This is a genomic window from Pseudomonas morbosilactucae (assembly GCF_023241715.1).
Lineage (GTDB): Bacteria > Pseudomonadota > Gammaproteobacteria > Pseudomonadales > Pseudomonadaceae > Aquipseudomonas > Aquipseudomonas morbosilactucae.
In genome coordinates, this window is record NZ_JALQCW010000040.1 from 1 (window position 1) to 18,867 (window position 18,867).

An 18,867-nucleotide genomic window follows, 5' to 3' on the forward strand; every position below is an offset into this window, starting at 1 on the left:
CTGGGCCTGGACGTAGGGGGCGAAACGGCTTTCGCGGAGGTTGTGCACCTGGTGGTCGCAGCCGCCGAGCAACAGGGTGGCGGCCAGCAGGGGCAGACCGGATCGCCGGCAAGCCGGCTCCTACAAAAATACCGCCCTATCCCCCATGTAGGAGCTGGCTCGCCAGCGATGACGCCGCCAAGATCACCACCCGATCCAAGGCCCCATCGCCAGCAAGCCGGCGGCCAAAAAAAATGCTCGGCGGCAATGACTTGAAGGAACTTTGGCAAGAAATAGCCACCTGAATCCGGTAGTCTCAGCACTTTCTTGAAAGGAGCAACTCCCCATGGCCAAAGCCACTGCCCGTCACATCCTGGTTGCCAGCGAAGCCAAGTGCAACGAACTCAAAGCCGAAATCGAAGCCGGCGCCGACTTTGGCGACGTTGCGAAAAAGAACTCCACCTGCCCGTCCAGCCGTGACGGCGGCAACCTGGGTTCCTTCGGCCCAGGCCAGATGGTCAAGGAATTCGACACCGTGGTCTTCAGCGCCCCGGTCAACGTCGTGCAAGGCCCAGTGAAAACCCAGTTCGGTTATCACCTGCTGGAAGTGACCAGCCGTCAGGACTGATCCTGTCGCGATTGATTCAGCCGACGGCCCGCCTTTTGGTGGGCCGTTGTGTTTGCGACAGCGGAAGCGCTGGCCTGCCACACGCGGCTAGCGTACAAATCGTGGTCATCGATCACCCGGCTCTTAAGGCTGACCATGCGCTTGCTTTTCCCTACATTGATTGTCGGCGCCCTGAGCCTGCTGCTCAGCGCCACCGCCGCCCAGGCAGCCCCGCAACACGCCCTGACCGTCTACGGCGAACCGGCCAAATACCCCGCCGGCTTCAGCCACTTCGCCTACGCCAACCCCCAGGCCCCGAAAGGCGGGATCATGCGCCGCGCCGCCCTGGAGATTGGCCGCTTCGACCATGTGCTGCCTTATATCGACAAAGGCATCGGCGTCTCCCAGCTCGACGGCATGCTCTATTCGCCCCTGGCCCAGCGCTCCCTGGATGAGCCCTACACGGTCTACGGCCTGGTGGCTGAAAAGATGGAGCGCGCCGACGACGGCCTGTGGCTGCGTTTCTACCTCAACCCCAAGGCGCGTTTCGCCGACAACACGCCGATCACCGCCGAAGACGTGCACTACAGCTACAACCTGCTGATGACCCAGGGCAGCCTGCGCTACCGCACCCAGTTTGCCGACGTCAAAGGTGTCGAAGTGGAGTCGCCACGGGTGATCCGCTTCGACTTCAAAAGCAATGAAAACCGCACCCTGCCCCTGGATGTCGCGACCCTGCCGGTGTTTCCCGAACACTGGTGGAAGAGTCGCGACTTCGCCGGCGGCGGGGGCTATGAAGCGCCCCTGGGCAGCGGCCCCTACAAGGTCAGCAAGGTGGACTCGGGCAACAGCATCACCTTCACCCGCGACGCCGACTGGTGGGGCAAGGACCTGCCCGTGAGCCGCGGCCTGTACAACTTCGACCGTTTCAGCGTGGAGTACTTCGGCGACATCGACGTGGCCCGGCAAGTGCTGCGCGGCGGTGCCTTCGACTACAACCGCGAGTTCTCCGCCACCGGCTACTCCATCCTTTACAACAGCCCGGCCCTCGACGACGGCCGCCTGCAAAAAGCCCACCTGGCCAAGTCGGCGCCGCAACCGGCCCAGGGCTATGTGTTCAACCTCGACCGGCCGATGTTCCAGGACCGCCGAGTGCGCCAGGCCCTGGCCATGCTCTGGGACTTCGAATGGAGCAACCGGCAGATGATGCGCGACATGTACATCCGCCAGCAGAGCGTCTTCTCCAACACCGCGCTGGCCGCCAGGGCCTTGCCGGACGCCGAAGAACTGAAAATCCTCGAACCCTTGCGCGGGCAGATTCCCGATGAAGTCTTCACCCAGGTGTTCGAGGCGCCGAAGACCGACGGCAGCGGCGTGATCCGCGACAAGCAACTGCAAGCCCTGGCGCTGCTGGAGCAAGCCGGCTGGAAGCCCGAGGGCGACGTATTGGTCAATGCCCAGGGCGAGCCCCTGAGCTTCACCTTCCTGATCACCCAAAGCTCCATCGAACGCTTGCTGCTGCCCTATAAACGCAACCTGGCGCAGATCGGCATCACCCTCAACATCCGCCGCATCGACTCCTCGCAGTACGTCAACCGCCTGATGGCCCGGGACTACGACATGATCGTCACCGGCTACCCGGTCAGCACCTCGCCAGGCATGGAGCTGGACAACTACTTCGGCTCGGCATCGGCCAACGACGCCGGTTCCAACAACTACATGGTGCTCAAGAACCCGGCGGTGGACAGCCTGGTGCAGGGCTTGGTCAAGGCCACCAGCCAGGCGCAGATGCTGCGCTACGCCCACGCCCTGGACCGGGTGCTGCAATGGAACTACTACTGGATCCCCAACTACTACCCGCCGGGCACCTCCACGGTGTGGTGGAACCGCTTCGGCCGGCCAGCTGTTGCGGCCAGCAATGACGAAGCCATCGAAAGCTGGTGGGAAGTCAGCAGCAAGCCGCTGACCAACGAAGAAATGGCCGCCGAACTGATCCGTCGCGGCAAACCCGGAGGGCGCCACTGATGCTGGCTTATATCCTGCGGCGACTGCTGCTGATCATTCCCACGCTGCTGATCATCCTTCTGGTGAACTTCGTCATCGTCCAGGCCGCCCCCGGCGGCCCGGTGGAGCAAGCCATCGCCCACCTGCAAGGCATTGGTGGCGGCCCCAGCGTCGGGGGCTCCGGCGACGGCGTCAGCAGTGGCGGCTCGCGAGCCAGCCGCGGCCTGGACCCGAAGCTGATCAAGGACATCGAGAAACAGTACGGTTTCGACAAGCCGGCCCATGAACGCCTGTGGCTGATGCTCAAGAGTTACGCCCAGCTGGACTTCGGCCAGAGCTTCTTTCGCGGCGCCACGGTCACCGACCTGATCCTGGAAAAAATGCCGGTGACCATTTCCCTCGGGCTCTGGGCGACCCTGATCACCTACCTGGTGTCGATCCCCCTGGGGATTCGCAAGGCGGTGCACCACGGCAGCCATTTCGACATCTGGAGCAGCACCGCGATCATCATCGGCTACGCCATGCCCGCGTTCCTGTTCGCCATGTTCCTGATCGTGCTGTTTGCCGGCGGCACCTCGCTCAACTGGTTCCCGGTGCGCGGGCTGGTGTCGGAGAACTTTGAACAACTGAGCACCCTGGGCAAGGTCGCCGACTACTTCTGGCACCTGGTGCTACCGGTGACGTCGCTGGTGATCGGCGGCTTCGCCACCCTGACCATCCTCACCAAAAACTCCTTCCTCAACGAAATCACCCGCCAGTACGTGGTCACCGCCCGGGCCAAGGGCCTGAGCGAGCGCCGGGTGCTCTACGGCCACGTGTTCCGCAACGCCATGCTGCTGGTGGTCTCGGGGATACCCCAGGCCTTTATCAGCGTGTTCTTCGCCGGTTCACTGTTGATCGAGGTGATTTTCTCCCTCGATGGCCTGGGCCGCATGAGCTATGAAGCCGCGGTGTCCCGGGATTATCCGGTGGTGTTCGGCTCGCTGTTTATCTTCACCCTGTTCGGCCTGCTGATAAAACTCATCGGCGACCTGTGCTACACCCTGGTCGACCCGCGCATCGACTTCGCCGCGAGGAACGCCTGATGCTCAAGCTCTCTCCTCTGGCGCGCCGGCGCTTCGACCGTTTCAAGAAAAACCGCCGCGGCTGGTGGTCGTTGTGGCTGTTTATCGGCCTGTTTATCCTGACCCTGGGCGGCGAACTGATCGCCAACGACAAGCCTCTGGTGGTCAGCTATCAAGGCTCGTTGTATTTCCCGGCCTTCAAGCGTCACACCGAGCAGGAGTTCGGCGGCCAGTTGCCATTCCAGGCCGACTATCGCAGCAGCTACGTGCAACAACTGATTCGCCAGGACGGCGGCTGGCTGCTGTTCCCGCCGATTGCCTTCAGTGAAGACACCCCCAACTATGACCTGACCCGCCCCGCCCCCAGCCCGCCCAGCGCGGAGAACTGGCTGGGCACCGACGATCAGTCCCGGGACGTGGCCGCGCGGGTGATCTACGGTGCCCGCGTGTCGATCCTGTTCGCCCTGGCCCTGACTGCCATCAGCGCCCTGATCGGCATCGCCGCCGGCGCCCTGCAAGGCTACTACGGTGGCTGGGTCGACCTGCTGGGCCAGCGCTTGCTGGAGGTGTGGTCCGGGCTGCCGGTGCTGTACCTGCTGATCATCCTCTCGGGGTTCGTCGAGCCGAACTTCTGGTGGCTGCTGGGGATCATGGCGCTGTTCTCCTGGCTGGCCCTGGTGGACGTGGTACGCGCCGAGTTCCTGCGCGGGCGCAACCTGGAGTACGTCAAGGCTGCCCGGGCCCTGGGCCTGAGCGACCGCAAGGTGATCCTGCGGCACATCCTGCCCAATGCGATGAACGCCACCCTGAGCTATTTGCCGTTCATCCTCACCGGCGCCATCTCCACCCTCACCGCCCTGGATTTCCTCGGCTTCGGCATGCCCGCCGGCAGCGCGTCACTGGGCGAGCTGATTGCCCAGGGCAAGCAGAACCTGCAGGCACCGTGGCTAGGCTTGACCGCCTTTTTCACCCTGGCGCTGATCCTCTCGCTGCTGGTGTTTATCGGCGAGGCGTTGCGCGATGCGTTTGATCCCCGATCTTGATCCACGTTTATAAAGCGGACTGTAAAACATGACTGAAGCCCTGATCGAAATTCGCAACCTCAGCGTCGCCTTCAACGGCCAGGCGGTGGTGCGCGACCTGTGCCTGGACATCCGCCCCGGCGAATGCCTGGCCCTGGTGGGCGAGTCCGGCTCGGGCAAATCGGTGACCGCCCACTCGATCCTGCAACTGCTGCCCGACACCGGCTGCCAGAGCAGTGGCAGCGTGCGCTATCGCGGCCAGGAGTTGCTGGGGGCCGACCGCGCAACCCTGCAAAAACTGCGGGGCAATCGCATCGCCATGATCTTCCAGGAACCCATGACCTCGCTCAACCCGCTGCACAGCGTGGAAAAGCAGATCGGCGAAACCCTGCTCCTGCACCGTGGCCTGGGGGGCAAGGAGGCGCAGGCGCGGATCCTCGAACTGCTGGAGCTGGTGGGTATCCAGAAGCCCAAGGAACGGCTCAAGGCCTACCCCCATCAACTCTCCGGCGGCCAGCGTCAGCGGGTAATGATCGCCATGGCCCTGGCGTGCGAGCCGGAACTGCTGATTGCCGATGAGCCCACCACTGCCCTGGACGTGACGGTGCAGCGCAAGATCCTGCTGCTGCTCAAATCCCTGCAGCAGCGCCTGGGCATGTCCCTGCTGCTGATCAGCCACGACCTGAACCTGGTGCGGCGCATCGCCCAGCGCGTGTGCGTGATGAAGGCCGGGCAAATCGTCGAACAGGCTGACTGCGAAACCCTGTTCAACGCGCCGCAGCACCCTTACAGCTGCGAACTGCTGCACGCCGAGCCCGAGGGGCAAGCCCTGCCCCGGGACGAACGCGAGGTGGTGCTGCAGGTGGACAACCTGAGTGTGCAGTTCCAGATCGGCGGCGGCCTGTTCCGCCGCAAGCAATACCTGCGGGCGGTGGACGGCATCAGCCTGAGCCTGCAACGGGGCAAGACCCTGGGCATCGTCGGCGAGTCCGGTTCGGGCAAATCAACCTTGGGCCAGGCGATCCTGCGCCTGCTGGAATCCGAGGGCAGCATCCGCTTCCAGGGTGAGTCGCTGGATGGCCTCAACCAGAAGCAACTGAGGCCCTGGCGCAAACAGATGCAGGTGGTGTTCCAGGACCCATTCGGTAGCCTCAGCCCGCGCATGTCGGTGGCACAGATCATCAGCGAAGGCCTGGAAGTCCACAGTCAGTGCGGCGCCCAGGCGTGCGAGGAGCAGGTGATCCAGGTGCTCAAGGAAGTCGGCCTGGACCCGGACAGCCGCCACCGTTACCCCCATGAATTCTCCGGGGGCCAGCGCCAGCGCATCGCTATTGCCCGGGCCCTGGTGCTCAAGCCGGCGCTGATTTTGCTGGACGAGCCCACCTCGGCCCTGGACCGCACCGTGCAGAAACAGGTGGTGGCGCTGCTGCGCCAACTGCAGGAAAAACACGGCCTGACGTACCTGTTTATCAGCCACGACCTGGCGGTGGTCCGCGCCCTGGCCCACGACATGATCGTGATCAAGGACGGCCAAGTGGTGGAACGCGGCGCCAGCGACGACGTCTTCAACACCCCCCAACACCCCTACACCCAGGAACTGCTCGCCGCCGCCCATCCCGGCTAGCCCCCCTGTAGGAGCTGGCTCGCCAGCGATAGCGCCTTCAAGCTTGAGGCTTGCGGCTTGCAGGCTAACCCCCGACCCACCCATCGGGCATAATCCTTCGCGTCTATTTTCAGGGTGCGTCCATGAACAACAGCGAGAGCCTCAAGGATTACCAGCGGGTGCGGCAACTGGCGATCCGCTCGCTGTTCGAAATCATCGAGCAATCCAGCGAAGGCACGGTGATCGTCGACCGTGATGCGAATATCGTCTGGATGAATGAACGCTACGCCCGGCGCTTTGGCCTGGAGTCCGCCGAGTTCGCCATCGGCAAGGCCTGCGAAAGCGTGATCCCCGGCAGCCTGCTGCGCGAGGTGGTGCGCACCGGGCGGCCGATCCTCCTGGACATGCAAGACACCCCCAAAGAACCCCTGGTGGTCATGCGCCTGCCGATCCACGACGACGCCGGCACGGTGATCGGCGCCATCGGTTTTGCCCTGTTCGATGAGCTGCGCAGCCTCTCCCCCATGCTCAAGCGCTACCTGAGCATGCAGGAAGAGCTGGCCTCGACCCGCTCCCTGCTGCGGGCCCGGCAGACCAAGTACAACTTCGCCCACTTCATCGGCACCAGCGCCGCCAGCCTGGAGGTCAAGCGCCGAGCCCGGCGCAGCGCCAGCACCGAATCCCCGGTGCTGCTGCAAGGCGAAACCGGCACCGGCAAGGAGCTGCTGGCCCAGGCCATTCACGCCGCCTCGCCCAGGGCCCACAAGGCCTTTGTCAGCGTCAACAGCGCGGCGATTCCCGAGGCCCTGCTGGAAGCCGAGTTCTTCGGCACTGCGCCCGGCGCCTTCACCGGTGCCGACCGTAAAGGCCGCGCCGGCAAGTTGCAGATCGCCCAGGGCGGCACCCTGTTTCTCGATGAAATCGGCGACATGCCCCTGCCCCTGCAGAGCAAATTGCTGCGGGTGTTGCAGGAAAAGGAGTTCGAGCCTGTGGGCTCCAATGAAGTGATCCAGAGCGACGTGCGGGTGATCGCTGCCACCTCCACCGACCTGGAGGCAGCGATTCAGCGGGGCGAGTTCCGTGCCGACCTGTATTACCGGCTCAACGTCCTACCGATTCGGGTGCCGGCCTTGCGCGAACGCCTGGATGACCTGCCGGCCCTGAGCGAGGCGATTCTGGAAGAGCTGCGCAGCCAGCATGAACTGGACCACCCAGCCCTGGACCTGCTGGGCCAGCACGCCTGGCCGGGCAATATCCGCGAGCTGCGCAATGTGCTGGAGCGCGCGGCGCTGCTCAGCGACGACCTGATGCTCAATGCCGCGGACATTCGCGCGGCAATTGGCACCTTCAGCCCGGTGCAGCGCAGCCAGCCGGTCGAGCCGCTGCGCAACGAAACCTTCGCCGCCGCCCGCGAGCGCTTCGACCGCCACCTGATCGAAACCACCCTGGAGCAATGCCAAGGCAAGGTCGGCGCGGCGGCGGAGCGTCTGGGGCTGGGGCGGTCGACCCTGTACAAGAAAATGGCAGCACTGGGGATAGTTGAGTCTATATAAAGAGACAGCGTTCTCTTTATGGAGACAGCAGAGCCTGTATCGCTGGCAAGCCAGCTCCCACAAGGGGTCAACACTGCCCTGTAGGAGCTGGCTTGCCAGCGATGAGGCCACCCCACCCAAAAAAAAGTCTCAAAAAAGAGACAAACCCCATAAACTCACTGCAAAAAAAATAAAAATATCCATATATTTCAATAACTTAAACAAATGGCACAGTTCTCGCTATAACCCTCTCCACACGCAACACCCCACAAAAATAACAATCCTGGAGAGACACACCATGAGTGTGATCATTGCCTTGGCAGCCCTGGCGCTGCTGATGCTCGCCGCCTACCGTGGCTACAGCGTCATCCTCTTTGCCCCCATCGCCGCCCTCGGCGCCGTCCTGCTCACTGACCCGTCCGCCGTCGCGCCCGCCTTCACCGGGGTGTTCATGGAGAAGATGGTCGGCTTTATCAAACTGTATTTCCCGGTGTTCCTGCTGGGTGCGGTGTTCGGCAAGCTGATCGAGCTGTCGGGCTTCTCGCGCTCCATCGTTGCGGCGGCCATTCGCTTGCTGGGCACTCGCCAAGCGATGTTGGTGATTGTGCTGGTGTGCGCCTTGCTGACCTACGGCGGCGTCTCGCTGTTCGTGGTGGTGTTCGCGGTCTATCCGTTCGCCGCCGAAATGTTCCGCCAGAGCAATATCCCCAAGCGCCTGATCCCGGCGACGATTGCCCTGGGTGCGTTCTCGTTCACCATGGACGCCCTGCCCGGCACGCCGCAGATCCAGAACATCATCCCCAGCACCTTCTTCAACACCACCGCCTGGGCCGCGCCCTGGCTCGGGGTAATCGGCACCATTTTCGTGTTCTGCGCCGGCATGCTGTTTCTCCAGCGCCAGCGCAACAAGGCGCAGAAAGCCGGTGAAGGCTACGGCACCGAACTGCGCAATGAACCGGAAACCGCCGAAGACATCAAACTGCCCAATCCCTGGATCGCCCTGTCGCCACTGCTGCTGGTGGGGGTGATGAACCTGCTGTTCACCCACTGGATTCCGCAGTGGTACGGCAAGACCCACAGCCTGGCGCTGCCGGGCATGAGCGCGCCCGTGACCACCGAAATCGCCAAGCTCACCGCCATCTGGGCCGTGCAGGCGGCGCTGCTGATGGGCATCCTGCTGGTCCTGGCGTTCGGCTTTAAAGCGATTCGCAGCAAGCTGGCCGAAGGCAGCAAAAGCGCGGTCAGCGGCGCTTTGCTGGCGGCCATGAACACCGCCTCGGAATACGGTTTCGGCGCAGTGATCGCGTCCCTGCCGGGCTTCCTGGTGCTGGCCGACTGGTTGAAAAGCATCCCCAACCCGCTGGTCAATGAAGCCATTACCGTGACCTTGCTGGCGGGCATCACCGGCTCGGCCTCCGGCGGCATGAGCATCGCCCTGGCGGCCATGTCGGACAGCTTTATCAGCGCCGCCCACGCCGCCAACATTCCCCTGGAAGTGCTGCACCGGGTGGCCGCCATGGCCAGCGGCGGCATGGACACCCTGCCCCACAACGGCGCGGTGATTACCCTGCTGGCGGTGACCGGGCTGACCCACCGCGAAGCCTACAAGGACATTTTCTGCATTACCCTGATCAAGACCCTGGCGGTCTTCGTGGTCATCGCGACCTTCTACGCCACTGGCATTGTGTGAGGCATTTTCCATGAACAGTCTTTCGGGCAAGACCGCCCTGGTCACCGGTTCCACCAGCGGCATCGGCTTGGGGATCGCCCTGGGTCTGGCCAAGGCCGGGGCCAACCTGATCCTCAATGGTTTTGGCGACGCCTCCAAGGTGATCGCCGAGGTCGCACAACTCAATCAACACAGCGGCGGCAAGGTCGGCCATCACCCAGCGGACGTCAGCGACCCGGCGCAGATTGCCGAGATGATCGCCTACGCCGAACGGGAGTTCGGCGGCGTCGATATCCTGGTCAACAACGCGGGCATCCAACATGTGTCCACGGTGGAAGACTTCCCCGTGGAGCGCTGGGATTCGATCATCGCCATCAACCTGTCCTCGGTGTTCCACAGCACCCGCCTGAGCTTGCCGGGCATGCGCGCCAAAGGCTGGGGGCGGATCATCAACATCGCCTCGGTGCACGGCCAGGTCGGTTCCGTGGGCAAGGTTGCCTATGTAGCCGCCAAGCATGGGGTGATCGGCCTGACCAAGGTGGTGGGCCTGGAGACCGCCACCAGCAATGTCACCTGCAATGCCATCTGCCCGGGCTGGGTGCTGACGCCTTTGGTGCAAAAGCAGATCGATGACCGGGCCGCTGCCGGGGTCGACCCGCAGCAGGCGCAACACGATCTGCTGGCCGAAAAACAGCCGTCCCTGGAGTTCGTCACCCCGGCTCACCTGGGCGAGCTGGTGCTATTTTTATGCAGTGAAGCCGGCAGCCAGGTGCGTGGCGCGGCGTGGAACATCGATGGTGGGTGGTTGGCGCAATAGGAGGCAAAGCGGTAAGCGGTAAGCAGAGCGTGCTTGCCGATCAGATAATAAGAGGCCTTTATGTCCGACATACTCTGGCAACCCAGCGCCGAGCACATCAGCAGTACCCGGATGGACGCCTTTCGGCGGTTTATCAATCAGCGTCATGACTTGCAGTTGGCCGACTACCCCGCGCTGCATCAGTGGAGCATCGACCAGCGGGAAAGCTTCTGGCAGGCGATCGTCGACTTCTTTGAGGTCAGCTTTCACCAGGCGTCTGAAGGCGTGCTGCGCGAAGGTCTGCAGATGCCCAGCGCGCAATGGTTTCCCGGCGCGACCCTGAACTTTGCCGAGCACCTGCTCAAGCGCCGTGACACCGCAGTGGCGGTGGTGGCGATCAACGAGAACGGCCAGCGCGAACAACTGACCTACGCCGAACTGGCGGCCCAGGTGGCAGGCCTGCAACGCAGCCTGCAGGCCGCCGGCGTTGGCCTGGGCGACCGGGTGGCGGCGTGCATGCCCAACACCTGGCAAACCCTGGTGGCCATGCTCGCAACCACCAGCCTGGGGGCGATCTGGTCGTGCTCCTCGCCCGACTTCGGTACCCAAGGGGTGATCGACCGCTTCGGTCAGATCGAACCCAAGGTGCTGATCACCTGTGCCGGCTACCGCTACGCCGGCAAAGACATCGACCAGACCGCCAAGGTCAACGAAATCCTCGAACGCCTGCCGTCCCTGGAACAGCTGGTCATCGTGCCCTACACCCGCCCCGAAGCCCGGGCCGAGGACTTCAAGACACCCGCCAATGTCACCCTGTGGCAGCACTTCTACACCCCGGGCGGCGACCCGACCTTCGTCGCCGTACCCTTTGCCCACCCGCTGTACATCCTCTATTCCAGCGGCACCACCGGCATCCCCAAGTGCATCGTACACAGCACCGGCGGCGTGCTTCTGCAACACCTCAAGGAGCACGGCCTGCACAGCAACCTGGGGCCCGGCGAACGGCTGTTCTACTACACCACCTGCGGCTGGATGATGTGGAACTGGCTGGTCTCGGCCCTGGCCGTGGGCGCCAGCCTGGTGCTCTATGACGGCTCACCGTTCCACCCGGACCCCGAGCACCTGCTGGAGCTGATCGACGCCGAGGCCATCAACGTCTTCGGCACCAGCCCCAAATACCTCGCCGCCCTGGAAAAAGCCGGCATCGAGCCGCGCCAGAGCCACCGCCTGGACAGCCTGAAGACCCTGCTCTGCACCGGCTCGCCCCTGGCGCCGCAAAGCTACGACTACGTGTACCGCGCGTTCAAGGGCGACCTGTGCCTGGCCTCGATGTCCGGCGGCACCGATATCGTCTCCTGCTTTGTCATCGGCAACCCGGTGCAGCCGGTGCGTCGCGGGCAGATGCAAGGCAAGAGCCTGGGCATGGCCATCGAGGTCTGGAACGACGCCGGGCAGCCAGTGATCGGGGAAAAGGGTGAACTGGTCTGCACCCGGCACTTTCCGGCCATGCCTATCGGCCTGTGGCACGACCCGGACGGGGAAAAACTGCGCGCGGCCTATTTCAGCCAGTTCCCCGGGGTCTGGGCCCAGGGCGACTACGCCGAGCAACTGGCCGAAGGCGGCTGGCTGATCCACGGGCGCTCCGACGCCGTACTCAACCCCGGCGGCGTGCGCATCGGCACCGCAGAAATCTATCGCCAGGTGGAAAAACTCGATGAGGTCCTGGACAGCCTGGCCATCGGCCAACACTGGGACAGCGATGTGCGGGTAGTGCTCTTTGTCCGGCTGCAAGACGGTCGGCAACTGGATGAGGCGCTGCAGGAGCGGATACGCCACGTGATCCGCGCCAACACCACGCCGCGCCATGTGCCGGCGAAAATCCTCGCGGTAACGGACATTCCCCGCACCATCAGCGGCAAGATCGTCGAACTGGCGGTGCGCAACGTGGTGCACGGCCTGCCGGTAAAAAACACCGACGCCCTGGCCAACCCCGAGGCGCTGGAGCAGTTTCGTGACCGTGCGGAACTGCGCGACTGACCCGCACGATGCGGCGGCCAGGCTATTCCAGCCCTGGCCGCCCACTCACCCGGGCCACAGCCGACGTGCCCGCTCTGAACTCGCCACATCGCCCCAAGCCCTCTAGACTGCTCATCTGCTCCGCCAGATTTATCTGACCGTGCCTGTCTAAAAAGCTTCACCCGACCGACCCAGCAACAGCGCCACCCCAGGACTCAGCACTATGAATGCCCCCTCTTCAGCCAGCGCGGCCGAAACCCTGATCGCCCGTCTGGACTGGTCCACCACGTCCCTGGGCGACTCGGCCCAATGGCCGCAGAGCCTGCGCACCGCCGTGGACATTGTGATCCACTCGCCCATGCCCATGCTTTTGCTCTGGGGGCCGCAACTGGCGCAAATCTACAACGACGGCTTCGCCCTGCTCAGCGGCCCCAAACACCCTTGGGCCTTTGGCCAGCCGACGCACCGGGTCTGGCCGGAGCTGGAAGACTTCACCGCGCCCATCTACCAGGCGGTGCTGCAAGGTCAGGTGCGCAGCTTCAGCGAACAGCGTTTCACCCTGCAACGCCACGACGGTGAAGCCGACGTCTGGCTGGACCTGACCTACAGCCCGATCCGCGATGAACGCGGTGCCGTGGCCGGGGTGCTGATCACCGCCATCGAAACCAACGAGCGTCGGCGTATCGCCTTGGAGCTAAAGCAGCGCTCCGACGACAGCCTGCGCGCCCAGCACGAAACCGAAGAGCGCCTGCAACTGGCCCTGGCCGCCACCGACGCCGTGGGCACCTGGGACTGGGACATCGGCGAAGACCGTTTTATCGCCGACAGCCACTTCGCCCAACTGCACAGTGTCGACCCGCAACAAGCCGGGCAACTGCCCATCAGCGAATACCTCAAGGGCGTGCACCCGGAAGACCGCGGCATGGTGGCCCGCAGCATCAAGTACTGCATCACCCACGGCACCGAATACGCCGAGGAATACCGCCTGCAACTGGCCGACGGGCACATTCGCTGGGTGTTCGCCCGGGGCCGCTGCTACAAGGACCACCACGGCCGGCCGATGCGTTTCCTCGGCGCCGCCCTGGACCTCACCGAACGCAAGGAAATGGAACAGGCCCTGCGCCAGAGCCAGACCGAACTGCAACTGATCATCAACGCCATGCCGGTGCTGATCGGCTATGTCGACCGTGAGCAGCGCTTTCGCCTGAACAACAGCGCCTACCTCGACTGGTACGGCCTGACCCCGCAAGAGATGTACGGCAAGACCATTCGCGAAGTGCTCGGCGACGAGGTCTACGCCACCCGCATCGACAAGATCGAAGCGGCCCTGGCCGGCAGGCCGTGCAGCTTCGAGACCAACTCGCCGCACCGCGACGGCCGCCCGCGCCATGCCCTGATGAAGTACCTGCCACGCCACGGCGGCGATGGTGCGATCAACGGTTTCTACATCTTTGTCAGCGATGAAACCGAGCGCAAGGAAACCGAAGAGGCCCTGCGCAACCTCAATGAAACCCTGGAAGAGCGGGTCAACCAACGCACCGAAGCCCTGGCCACCGCCAACCAGCGCCTGCAAAACGAAATGTTCGAACGCGAGCGCGCTGAGGACGCCCTGCGCCACGCGCAGAAGATGGAAGCCGTGGGCCAGCTCACCGGCGGCATCGCCCATGACTTCAACAATATGCTCACTGGCATCATCGGCAGCCTGGACCTGATGCAGCGCTACATCGACAACGGCCGCAGCGCCGAGATCGGGCGTTTCACCGAGGCCGCGGTGTCTTCGGCCAAACGTGCGGCCGCCCTGACCCATCGCCTGCTGGCCTTCTCCCGTCGCCAGTCCCTGGACCGTCAGCCGTTGGAGCCCAACCAGTTGGTGCTGTCGCTGCAGGAACTGTTCAACCACACCAAGGGCGAGCACATCGAACTGCAGCTGCAACTGGGCGAGGGGGTGTGGCCGGTCAACACCGACGCCAGCCAACTGGAAAACGCCCTGCTCAACCTGGTGATCAACGCCCGCGACGCCATGCCCAATGGCGGCCAACTGCTGATCGAAACCGCCAACAGCTACCTCGACGGCAGCGACATCAGCACATTGGAACCGGTCAAGGCAGGGGACTACGTGATGCTCAGCGTCAGCGACAACGGCGCCGGCATGAGCCCACGCATCCTGGCCAAGGCGTTCGACCCGTTCTTCACCACCAAACCCATCGGCCAGGGCACGGGCCTGGGGTTATCGATGATCTATGGCTTCGCCCAGCAGTCCGGCGGCCACGTCAGCATCACCAGCGAACCGGGCCAGGGCACCAGCGTGCGCCTGTACCTGCCGCGCCTGTACGCCAAGCCCGAACCCGCGGCCGCGCCGATCAGCAGCGAAGCCCCGTGCGCCATTGCCGGCGAATCGGTGGTGGTGGTCGAGGACGACCCGGCGGTGCGCATGCTGGTGGTCAATGTGCTCAACGAATTGGGCTACCAGGCCCATGAAGCCGAAGACGCCCGCAGCGCCCTGCCCTTGCTTGAGTCGGAACTGCGGGTCGACCTGCTGGTGACCGACGTCGGCTTGCCGGGTATGAACGGTCGACAATTGGCCGAAATCGCCCGCCAGCAACGGCCCGACCTCAAGGTGCTGTTCATGACCGGCTACGCGGAAAAAGCCGCCGAGCGCCAGGGCTTTCTCGAAGAAGGCATGGACCTGATGGCCAAGCCGTTTTCCATCGAAGCCCTGGCCCAGAAGATCCGCCAGATGATCAGCCCGTCCCCTTGAATTCAGGCATAATCCGCGGCCGCCGTCCGCACCGTTCCAAGGTAACTGCCCCATGAAAGCCCAAGCCCGCCACATCCTGGTGAAAACCGCCGAAGAGGCCGAACAGCTCAAGCAGCGTATCGCCAAAGGTGAAGCCTTCGACGTTCTGGCCAAGAAATACTCCACGTGCCCTTCCGGCAAACGCGGTGGCGACCTGGGCGAAGTCCGGCCGGGGCAAATGGTCGGCGCCATCGACCAGGTCATCTTCAAAAAGCCCCTGCGCACCGTGCACGGGCCAATCAAAAGCAAATTCGGCTACCACCTGGTGCAAGTCTTCTACCGCGACTGACCCCCTACGCTTCAGGCTCGGGGAATCAGGGCGCCGGGGTGCTGGATGACCTGGCTCGCCAGGCGGTGTCCGGCCTCTGCCGCTTGCACCGGGCTGCCCCCCAGCAAACGCCTGGCCAGGTACGCCGCACTGAACGAATCCCCCGCTGCCGTGGTGTCCACGACCTTGTCCACGCGCAGTGCAGGCACCTCGGACACCGCCCCGGCACACCGAACCAGGCACGGCTCGGCGCCGCGTTTGAGCACCACTTCCGGGATGTTCGGGTAGGCACGCAACACCTGATCGGCATCGGCAAACCCGAACAGCGCCTGCTCGTCGTCCACCGTCAGCAACGCCAGGTCGACATAGGCCAACACCTCGCGATAAGCCCCTTGCGCCTGTTCAACCGAGGCCCACAGCCGTGGCCGGTAGTTGTTGTCAAAGACGATCTGCGCGCCGCGCCGGCGTGCTTCGCTCAAGGTGTCGATCAACCTCTTGCGACCCTGCTCGCCCAGCACGGCCAGGGTGATGCCACTGAAATACAGCACGGCGTAATCCACCAGCGCTGCCAGAATCGGCTCGGCCGCCGGCGTGGTGAAGCAATCACGCACCGCCGCTTCGTTACGCCAATAAAGAAAACGCCGCTCGCCCTGGGCATCGGTCTGGATGCAATACAGGCCCGGCAAACGACCTGGCAGACGCTGCACCAGCCCCAGGCCGAGGCCTTCCTCGGCCCAGCTGTGGCACATGGCGTCGCTGAAACGGTCGTCGCCCAGGGCGGTGACATAGTCGACGTGCGCGCCCGCCCCCAGTTCACGGGCCAAGTACACCGCGGTATTCAGGGTGTCGCCGCCAAAGCTCTGTTGCAGGCTGCCGTCGGCGCGTTGTTGCAGTTCGATCATGCATTCGCCGATGGCAGCGATGCGTTGCTTGCGGTTCATCTTCTCGGCCTCCTCCTCAGCGCACACCCCTCCTGGTCAGAAGCAGGTTTCCAGGCTCTCGATCACCTGCAGGTGCTCATCCACCAACAGCCCCACCCGCCACTTATCGAAGGTCAGGCACGGGTGCGAGGTCCCGAAGGACATGATGTCGCCAACCCGTAATTCCACCCCGGGCGCCACGGTCAAAAATGCATGCTGATCCATCACGGCGGTCACCTTGCACGCGCTCATATCATCCCCGGCGCCGGCGTCAGTGCTGACGTCGCCGCCGACACGATAGCGGCGCAGTGGCAGCGGCAAGCCGGCGTCATAAGCCACGTCGCGCTTGCCCAGGGCGATCACCGCCAAGCCCGGCTCCGGCAACGACTGCACATGGGCCCAGACCTCCAGGGCCGGACGCAACCCCTCGTGCAGATCGCTGCGCCGATCCAGCACACAGCACTGAGCGTCCTTGTAGATACCGTGGTCATGGGCCACGTAACTGCCCGGCCGCAACACGCTCAGGAAACGCCCTTGCGCGTTCTGCGCCTCGAAGGATTCGGCAATCAGGTCATACCAGGCGGAACCTGAAGCGGTGATGATCGGCTGGTCGATAGCGAACAGCCCATCGTCCTGCAGGTCCACCGCCAGGCGCACCAGGGAGGCGGCGAAGGCACGAATGCCGCTGATGGCCTGGTCGCCGTGAATCACCCCTTCGTAACCTTCGATGCCGCACAGGGCCAGGGCCGGTTGCGCCTGGATGGCCCTGGCCAGCTCCAGCACCTCCTGCTCACTGCGGCAACCGCAACGACCGCCGACCACGCCGTACTCGATCATCACCTTCAGCCGCACACCACGCGAGGCGAAGAAAGCGCCAAGGTCGGCGACGTTGTCCGGGTGATCGACCATGCAGTAGAAATCGAAATGCCCGTCCGCCAGCAGCTCGGCAATCAGTGCCATGTTCGGCGTGCCCACCAGTTGGTTGGCCATCAGCACCCGGCGTACGCCATGGGCATAGGCAGCGCGCGTCTGCACGGCGGTGGCCAGGGTGATGCCCCAGGCGCCCGCCTCCAACTGCCGGCGAAACAGCGCCGGGGTCATGCTGGTCTTGCCGTGGGGCGCCAGCTCGGCGCCGCTATTGCTGACAAAGGCCTGCATCCAGCGAATGTTGTGCTCCAGTGCCTCACGGTGCAGCACCAGGGCCGGCAGGCTGACATCGCGCAACAGGTGGGCGCCGGGCTGGGCTGCGCCCTTCTCCACCGCAGCGTTGGTCAAGGCAGAAGTCATGTGCACACTCCTTATCTGCGAGGCCGCCGTGGGCCGTCGCTAGTCGTTGATACGCCGCGCCAGGTTGTTCGCGCTAGTGATCAGCACCTGACGGTAGTCGTTGTAGTTTTTCTGCGCATCGGCCCGGGGCGCGACGATACACAGGGTGCAAATGCACACCCCGCGCTCATCCCGGACCGGGGCCGCGAAGCAATGGGTAAAGGTGTCGGCGACACTGTCGAAGGAAAAAAAACCGTCGACGCTGGCCTGGCGAATCTCCTTGAGAAAGGTCTCCAGGGGCAGGCGCTGGCCATCGGGCAAGGTAAAGTCCTGCGGGTCGATCAGCTCGACAATCTGCTCGTCGCTCAAATGCCCCAGCAGCAAGCGCCCGGAAGCGGTCCAGGGAATCGGCGCGTTCTCGCCGATGTCCGAGGAGATACGAAAATGCCGCTCGCCCTCCTTCATCAGCGCCACCGTGTATTTGCGCCCGTTGAGCAGGCACATCTGCGCGGTTTCATGAGTCTGGCTGACGATGTCCTGCAAGGCGTGATCGGCCTCACGGCTGAGGTCGAAATGGCGCAAGTGGGCCTGGCCGAGAAAATACAGCTGACGGCCGAGGTAAACGTGACCGTCCTTGCCCACCGGTTCCAGAATCCGCCGCTCCAGCAACGACGCCACCAACTCGTAGACCGTGGACTTGGGGCTGCCGATGCCGCTGGCAATATCGTTGGGGCGCAGCGGCTGGCCAATCTCCTTGAGGAAATCGAGAATATCGAACGCCCGATCCAGCCCCTTGGCCCGACGCTTGATGTGGTCTTCAGTCATCTACCTGGCCTTCTCCAAAAAATTCATAGCACCCAGGGTTCAATCCCAAATGCCGAAACAGACTTGCCGCTTGCAGCTAACCACTTACCGCCGCTTGTACGCCACACAATCAATCTCGACCTTGCAGTCCACCATCATGCTGGCCTGCACACAGGCCCGGGCCGCGCGTGTTCCGGGGTGAAATACTCGCCGAAGACTTTGTTGAAGCTCCAGAAATCCCGTGGGTCTTCCAGCCACACGCCGACACGCACCACATCTTCCAGGCCGTAGCCGGCCTCTTCGAGGATCGCCACCAGGTTGTTCAAGGTCTGGCGCGTCTGCTCGACGATCCCGCCAACAATAACCTCCCCATCCACCGCCGGCACCTGGCCGGACACATGCAACCAGCCATCGGCCTCTACGGCGCGAGCGAATGGCCGTGGCTGACCGCCTCCTGCGGTGCTGCCGGTGCCGTAACGAGTAATGCTCATAGGTGTTTCTCCTGATGCAAAAGTGGCCG

At 63.8% G+C, this 18,867-nt stretch carries 14 protein-coding genes and 1 pseudogene; 11 read left to right on the plus strand and 4 right to left on the minus strand.

Annotation, left to right across the window (positions count from 1 at the left end; all coding sequences use genetic code 11):
- Positions 1-325 precede the first annotated feature (325 nt).
- The 11 genes from M1B34_RS17160 (at position 326) to M1B34_RS17210 (ending at position 15,378) form a co-directional block, all read left to right on the plus strand.
- Positions 326-607: a peptidylprolyl isomerase gene (locus M1B34_RS17160; protein WP_123334243.1), complete on the plus strand. Its 282-nt coding sequence runs from the start codon at positions 326-328 to the stop codon at positions 605-607.
- A gap of 135 nt (positions 608-742) precedes the next feature.
- Positions 743-2,611 (plus strand): extracellular solute-binding protein, encoded by a 1,869-nt coding sequence (locus M1B34_RS17165; protein WP_268265726.1) that lies wholly within the window; start codon positions 743-745, stop codon positions 2,609-2,611.
- Positions 2,611-3,675 (plus strand): microcin C ABC transporter permease YejB, encoded by a 1,065-nt coding sequence (locus M1B34_RS17170; protein ID WP_123334247.1) that lies wholly within the window; start codon positions 2,611-2,613, stop codon positions 3,673-3,675. Before M1B34_RS17165 ends, M1B34_RS17170 begins: the two co-directional genes overlap by 1 nt.
- Complete coding sequence (locus M1B34_RS17175; protein ID WP_123334249.1) at positions 3,675-4,697, plus strand: ABC transporter permease; 1,023 nt, start codon at positions 3,675-3,677, stop codon at positions 4,695-4,697. The genes M1B34_RS17170 and M1B34_RS17175 overlap by 1 nt, the downstream gene beginning before the upstream one ends.
- A 28-nt stretch (positions 4,698-4,725) precedes the next feature.
- On the plus strand, positions 4,726-6,300 hold the full coding sequence (locus M1B34_RS17180; protein WP_268265727.1) for an ABC transporter ATP-binding protein: 1,575 nt from the start codon (positions 4,726-4,728) through the stop codon (positions 6,298-6,300).
- A gap of 122 nt (positions 6,301-6,422) precedes the next feature.
- Positions 6,423-7,832 carry a sigma-54 interaction domain-containing protein gene (locus M1B34_RS17185; RefSeq protein WP_123334253.1) on the plus strand — a complete coding sequence of 470 codons (1,410 nt, stop codon included), beginning with the start codon at positions 6,423-6,425 and terminating at the stop codon, positions 7,830-7,832.
- 277 nt (positions 7,833-8,109) lie between these two features.
- Positions 8,110-9,501, plus strand: coding sequence for a GntP family permease (locus tag M1B34_RS17190; protein ID WP_268265728.1), 1,392 nt, complete (start codon positions 8,110-8,112; stop codon positions 9,499-9,501).
- Between the two features lie 10 nt (positions 9,502-9,511).
- The gene (locus M1B34_RS17195; protein ID WP_268265729.1) at positions 9,512-10,297 is read left to right on the plus strand and encodes a 3-hydroxybutyrate dehydrogenase; all 786 of its coding nucleotides are present in this window, start codon (positions 9,512-9,514) and stop codon (positions 10,295-10,297) included.
- A 60-nt stretch (positions 10,298-10,357) separates the two neighbouring features.
- Positions 10,358-12,313 carry an acetoacetate--CoA ligase gene (locus tag M1B34_RS17200; RefSeq protein WP_268265730.1) on the plus strand — a complete coding sequence of 652 codons (1,956 nt, stop codon included), beginning with the start codon at positions 10,358-10,360 and terminating at the stop codon, positions 12,311-12,313.
- Between the two features lie 202 nt (positions 12,314-12,515).
- Positions 12,516-15,050: a PAS domain-containing hybrid sensor histidine kinase/response regulator gene (locus M1B34_RS17205; RefSeq protein ID WP_268265731.1), complete on the plus strand. Its 2,535-nt coding sequence runs from the start codon at positions 12,516-12,518 to the stop codon at positions 15,048-15,050.
- Positions 15,051-15,102: 52 nt separating this feature from the next.
- Positions 15,103-15,378 (plus strand): peptidylprolyl isomerase, encoded by a 276-nt coding sequence (locus M1B34_RS17210; RefSeq protein WP_007932676.1) that lies wholly within the window; start codon positions 15,103-15,105, stop codon positions 15,376-15,378.
- A gap of 11 nt (positions 15,379-15,389) precedes the next feature.
- On the opposite strand, the gene M1B34_RS17215 is transcribed toward M1B34_RS17210, so the two are convergent.
- The 4 genes and pseudogenes from M1B34_RS17215 to M1B34_RS17230 form a co-directional block, all read right to left on the minus strand.
- Complete coding sequence (locus tag M1B34_RS17215) at positions 15,390-16,298, minus strand: sugar kinase (RefSeq protein ID WP_268265732.1); 909 nt, start codon at positions 16,296-16,298, stop codon at positions 15,390-15,392.
- Positions 16,299-16,334: 36 nt separating this feature from the next.
- Complete coding sequence (locus M1B34_RS17220) at positions 16,335-17,564, minus strand: amino acid deaminase (RefSeq protein WP_268265733.1); 1,230 nt, start codon at positions 17,562-17,564, stop codon at positions 16,335-16,337.
- A gap of 39 nt (positions 17,565-17,603) precedes the next feature.
- Positions 17,604-18,368: an IclR family transcriptional regulator gene (locus M1B34_RS17225; RefSeq protein ID WP_268265734.1), complete on the minus strand. Its 765-nt coding sequence runs from the start codon at positions 18,366-18,368 to the stop codon at positions 17,604-17,606.
- 84 nt (positions 18,369-18,452) lie between these two features.
- Positions 18,453-18,838 (minus strand): annotated as a pseudogene (locus M1B34_RS17230) (RidA family protein).
- Positions 18,839-18,867 lie beyond the last annotated feature (29 nt).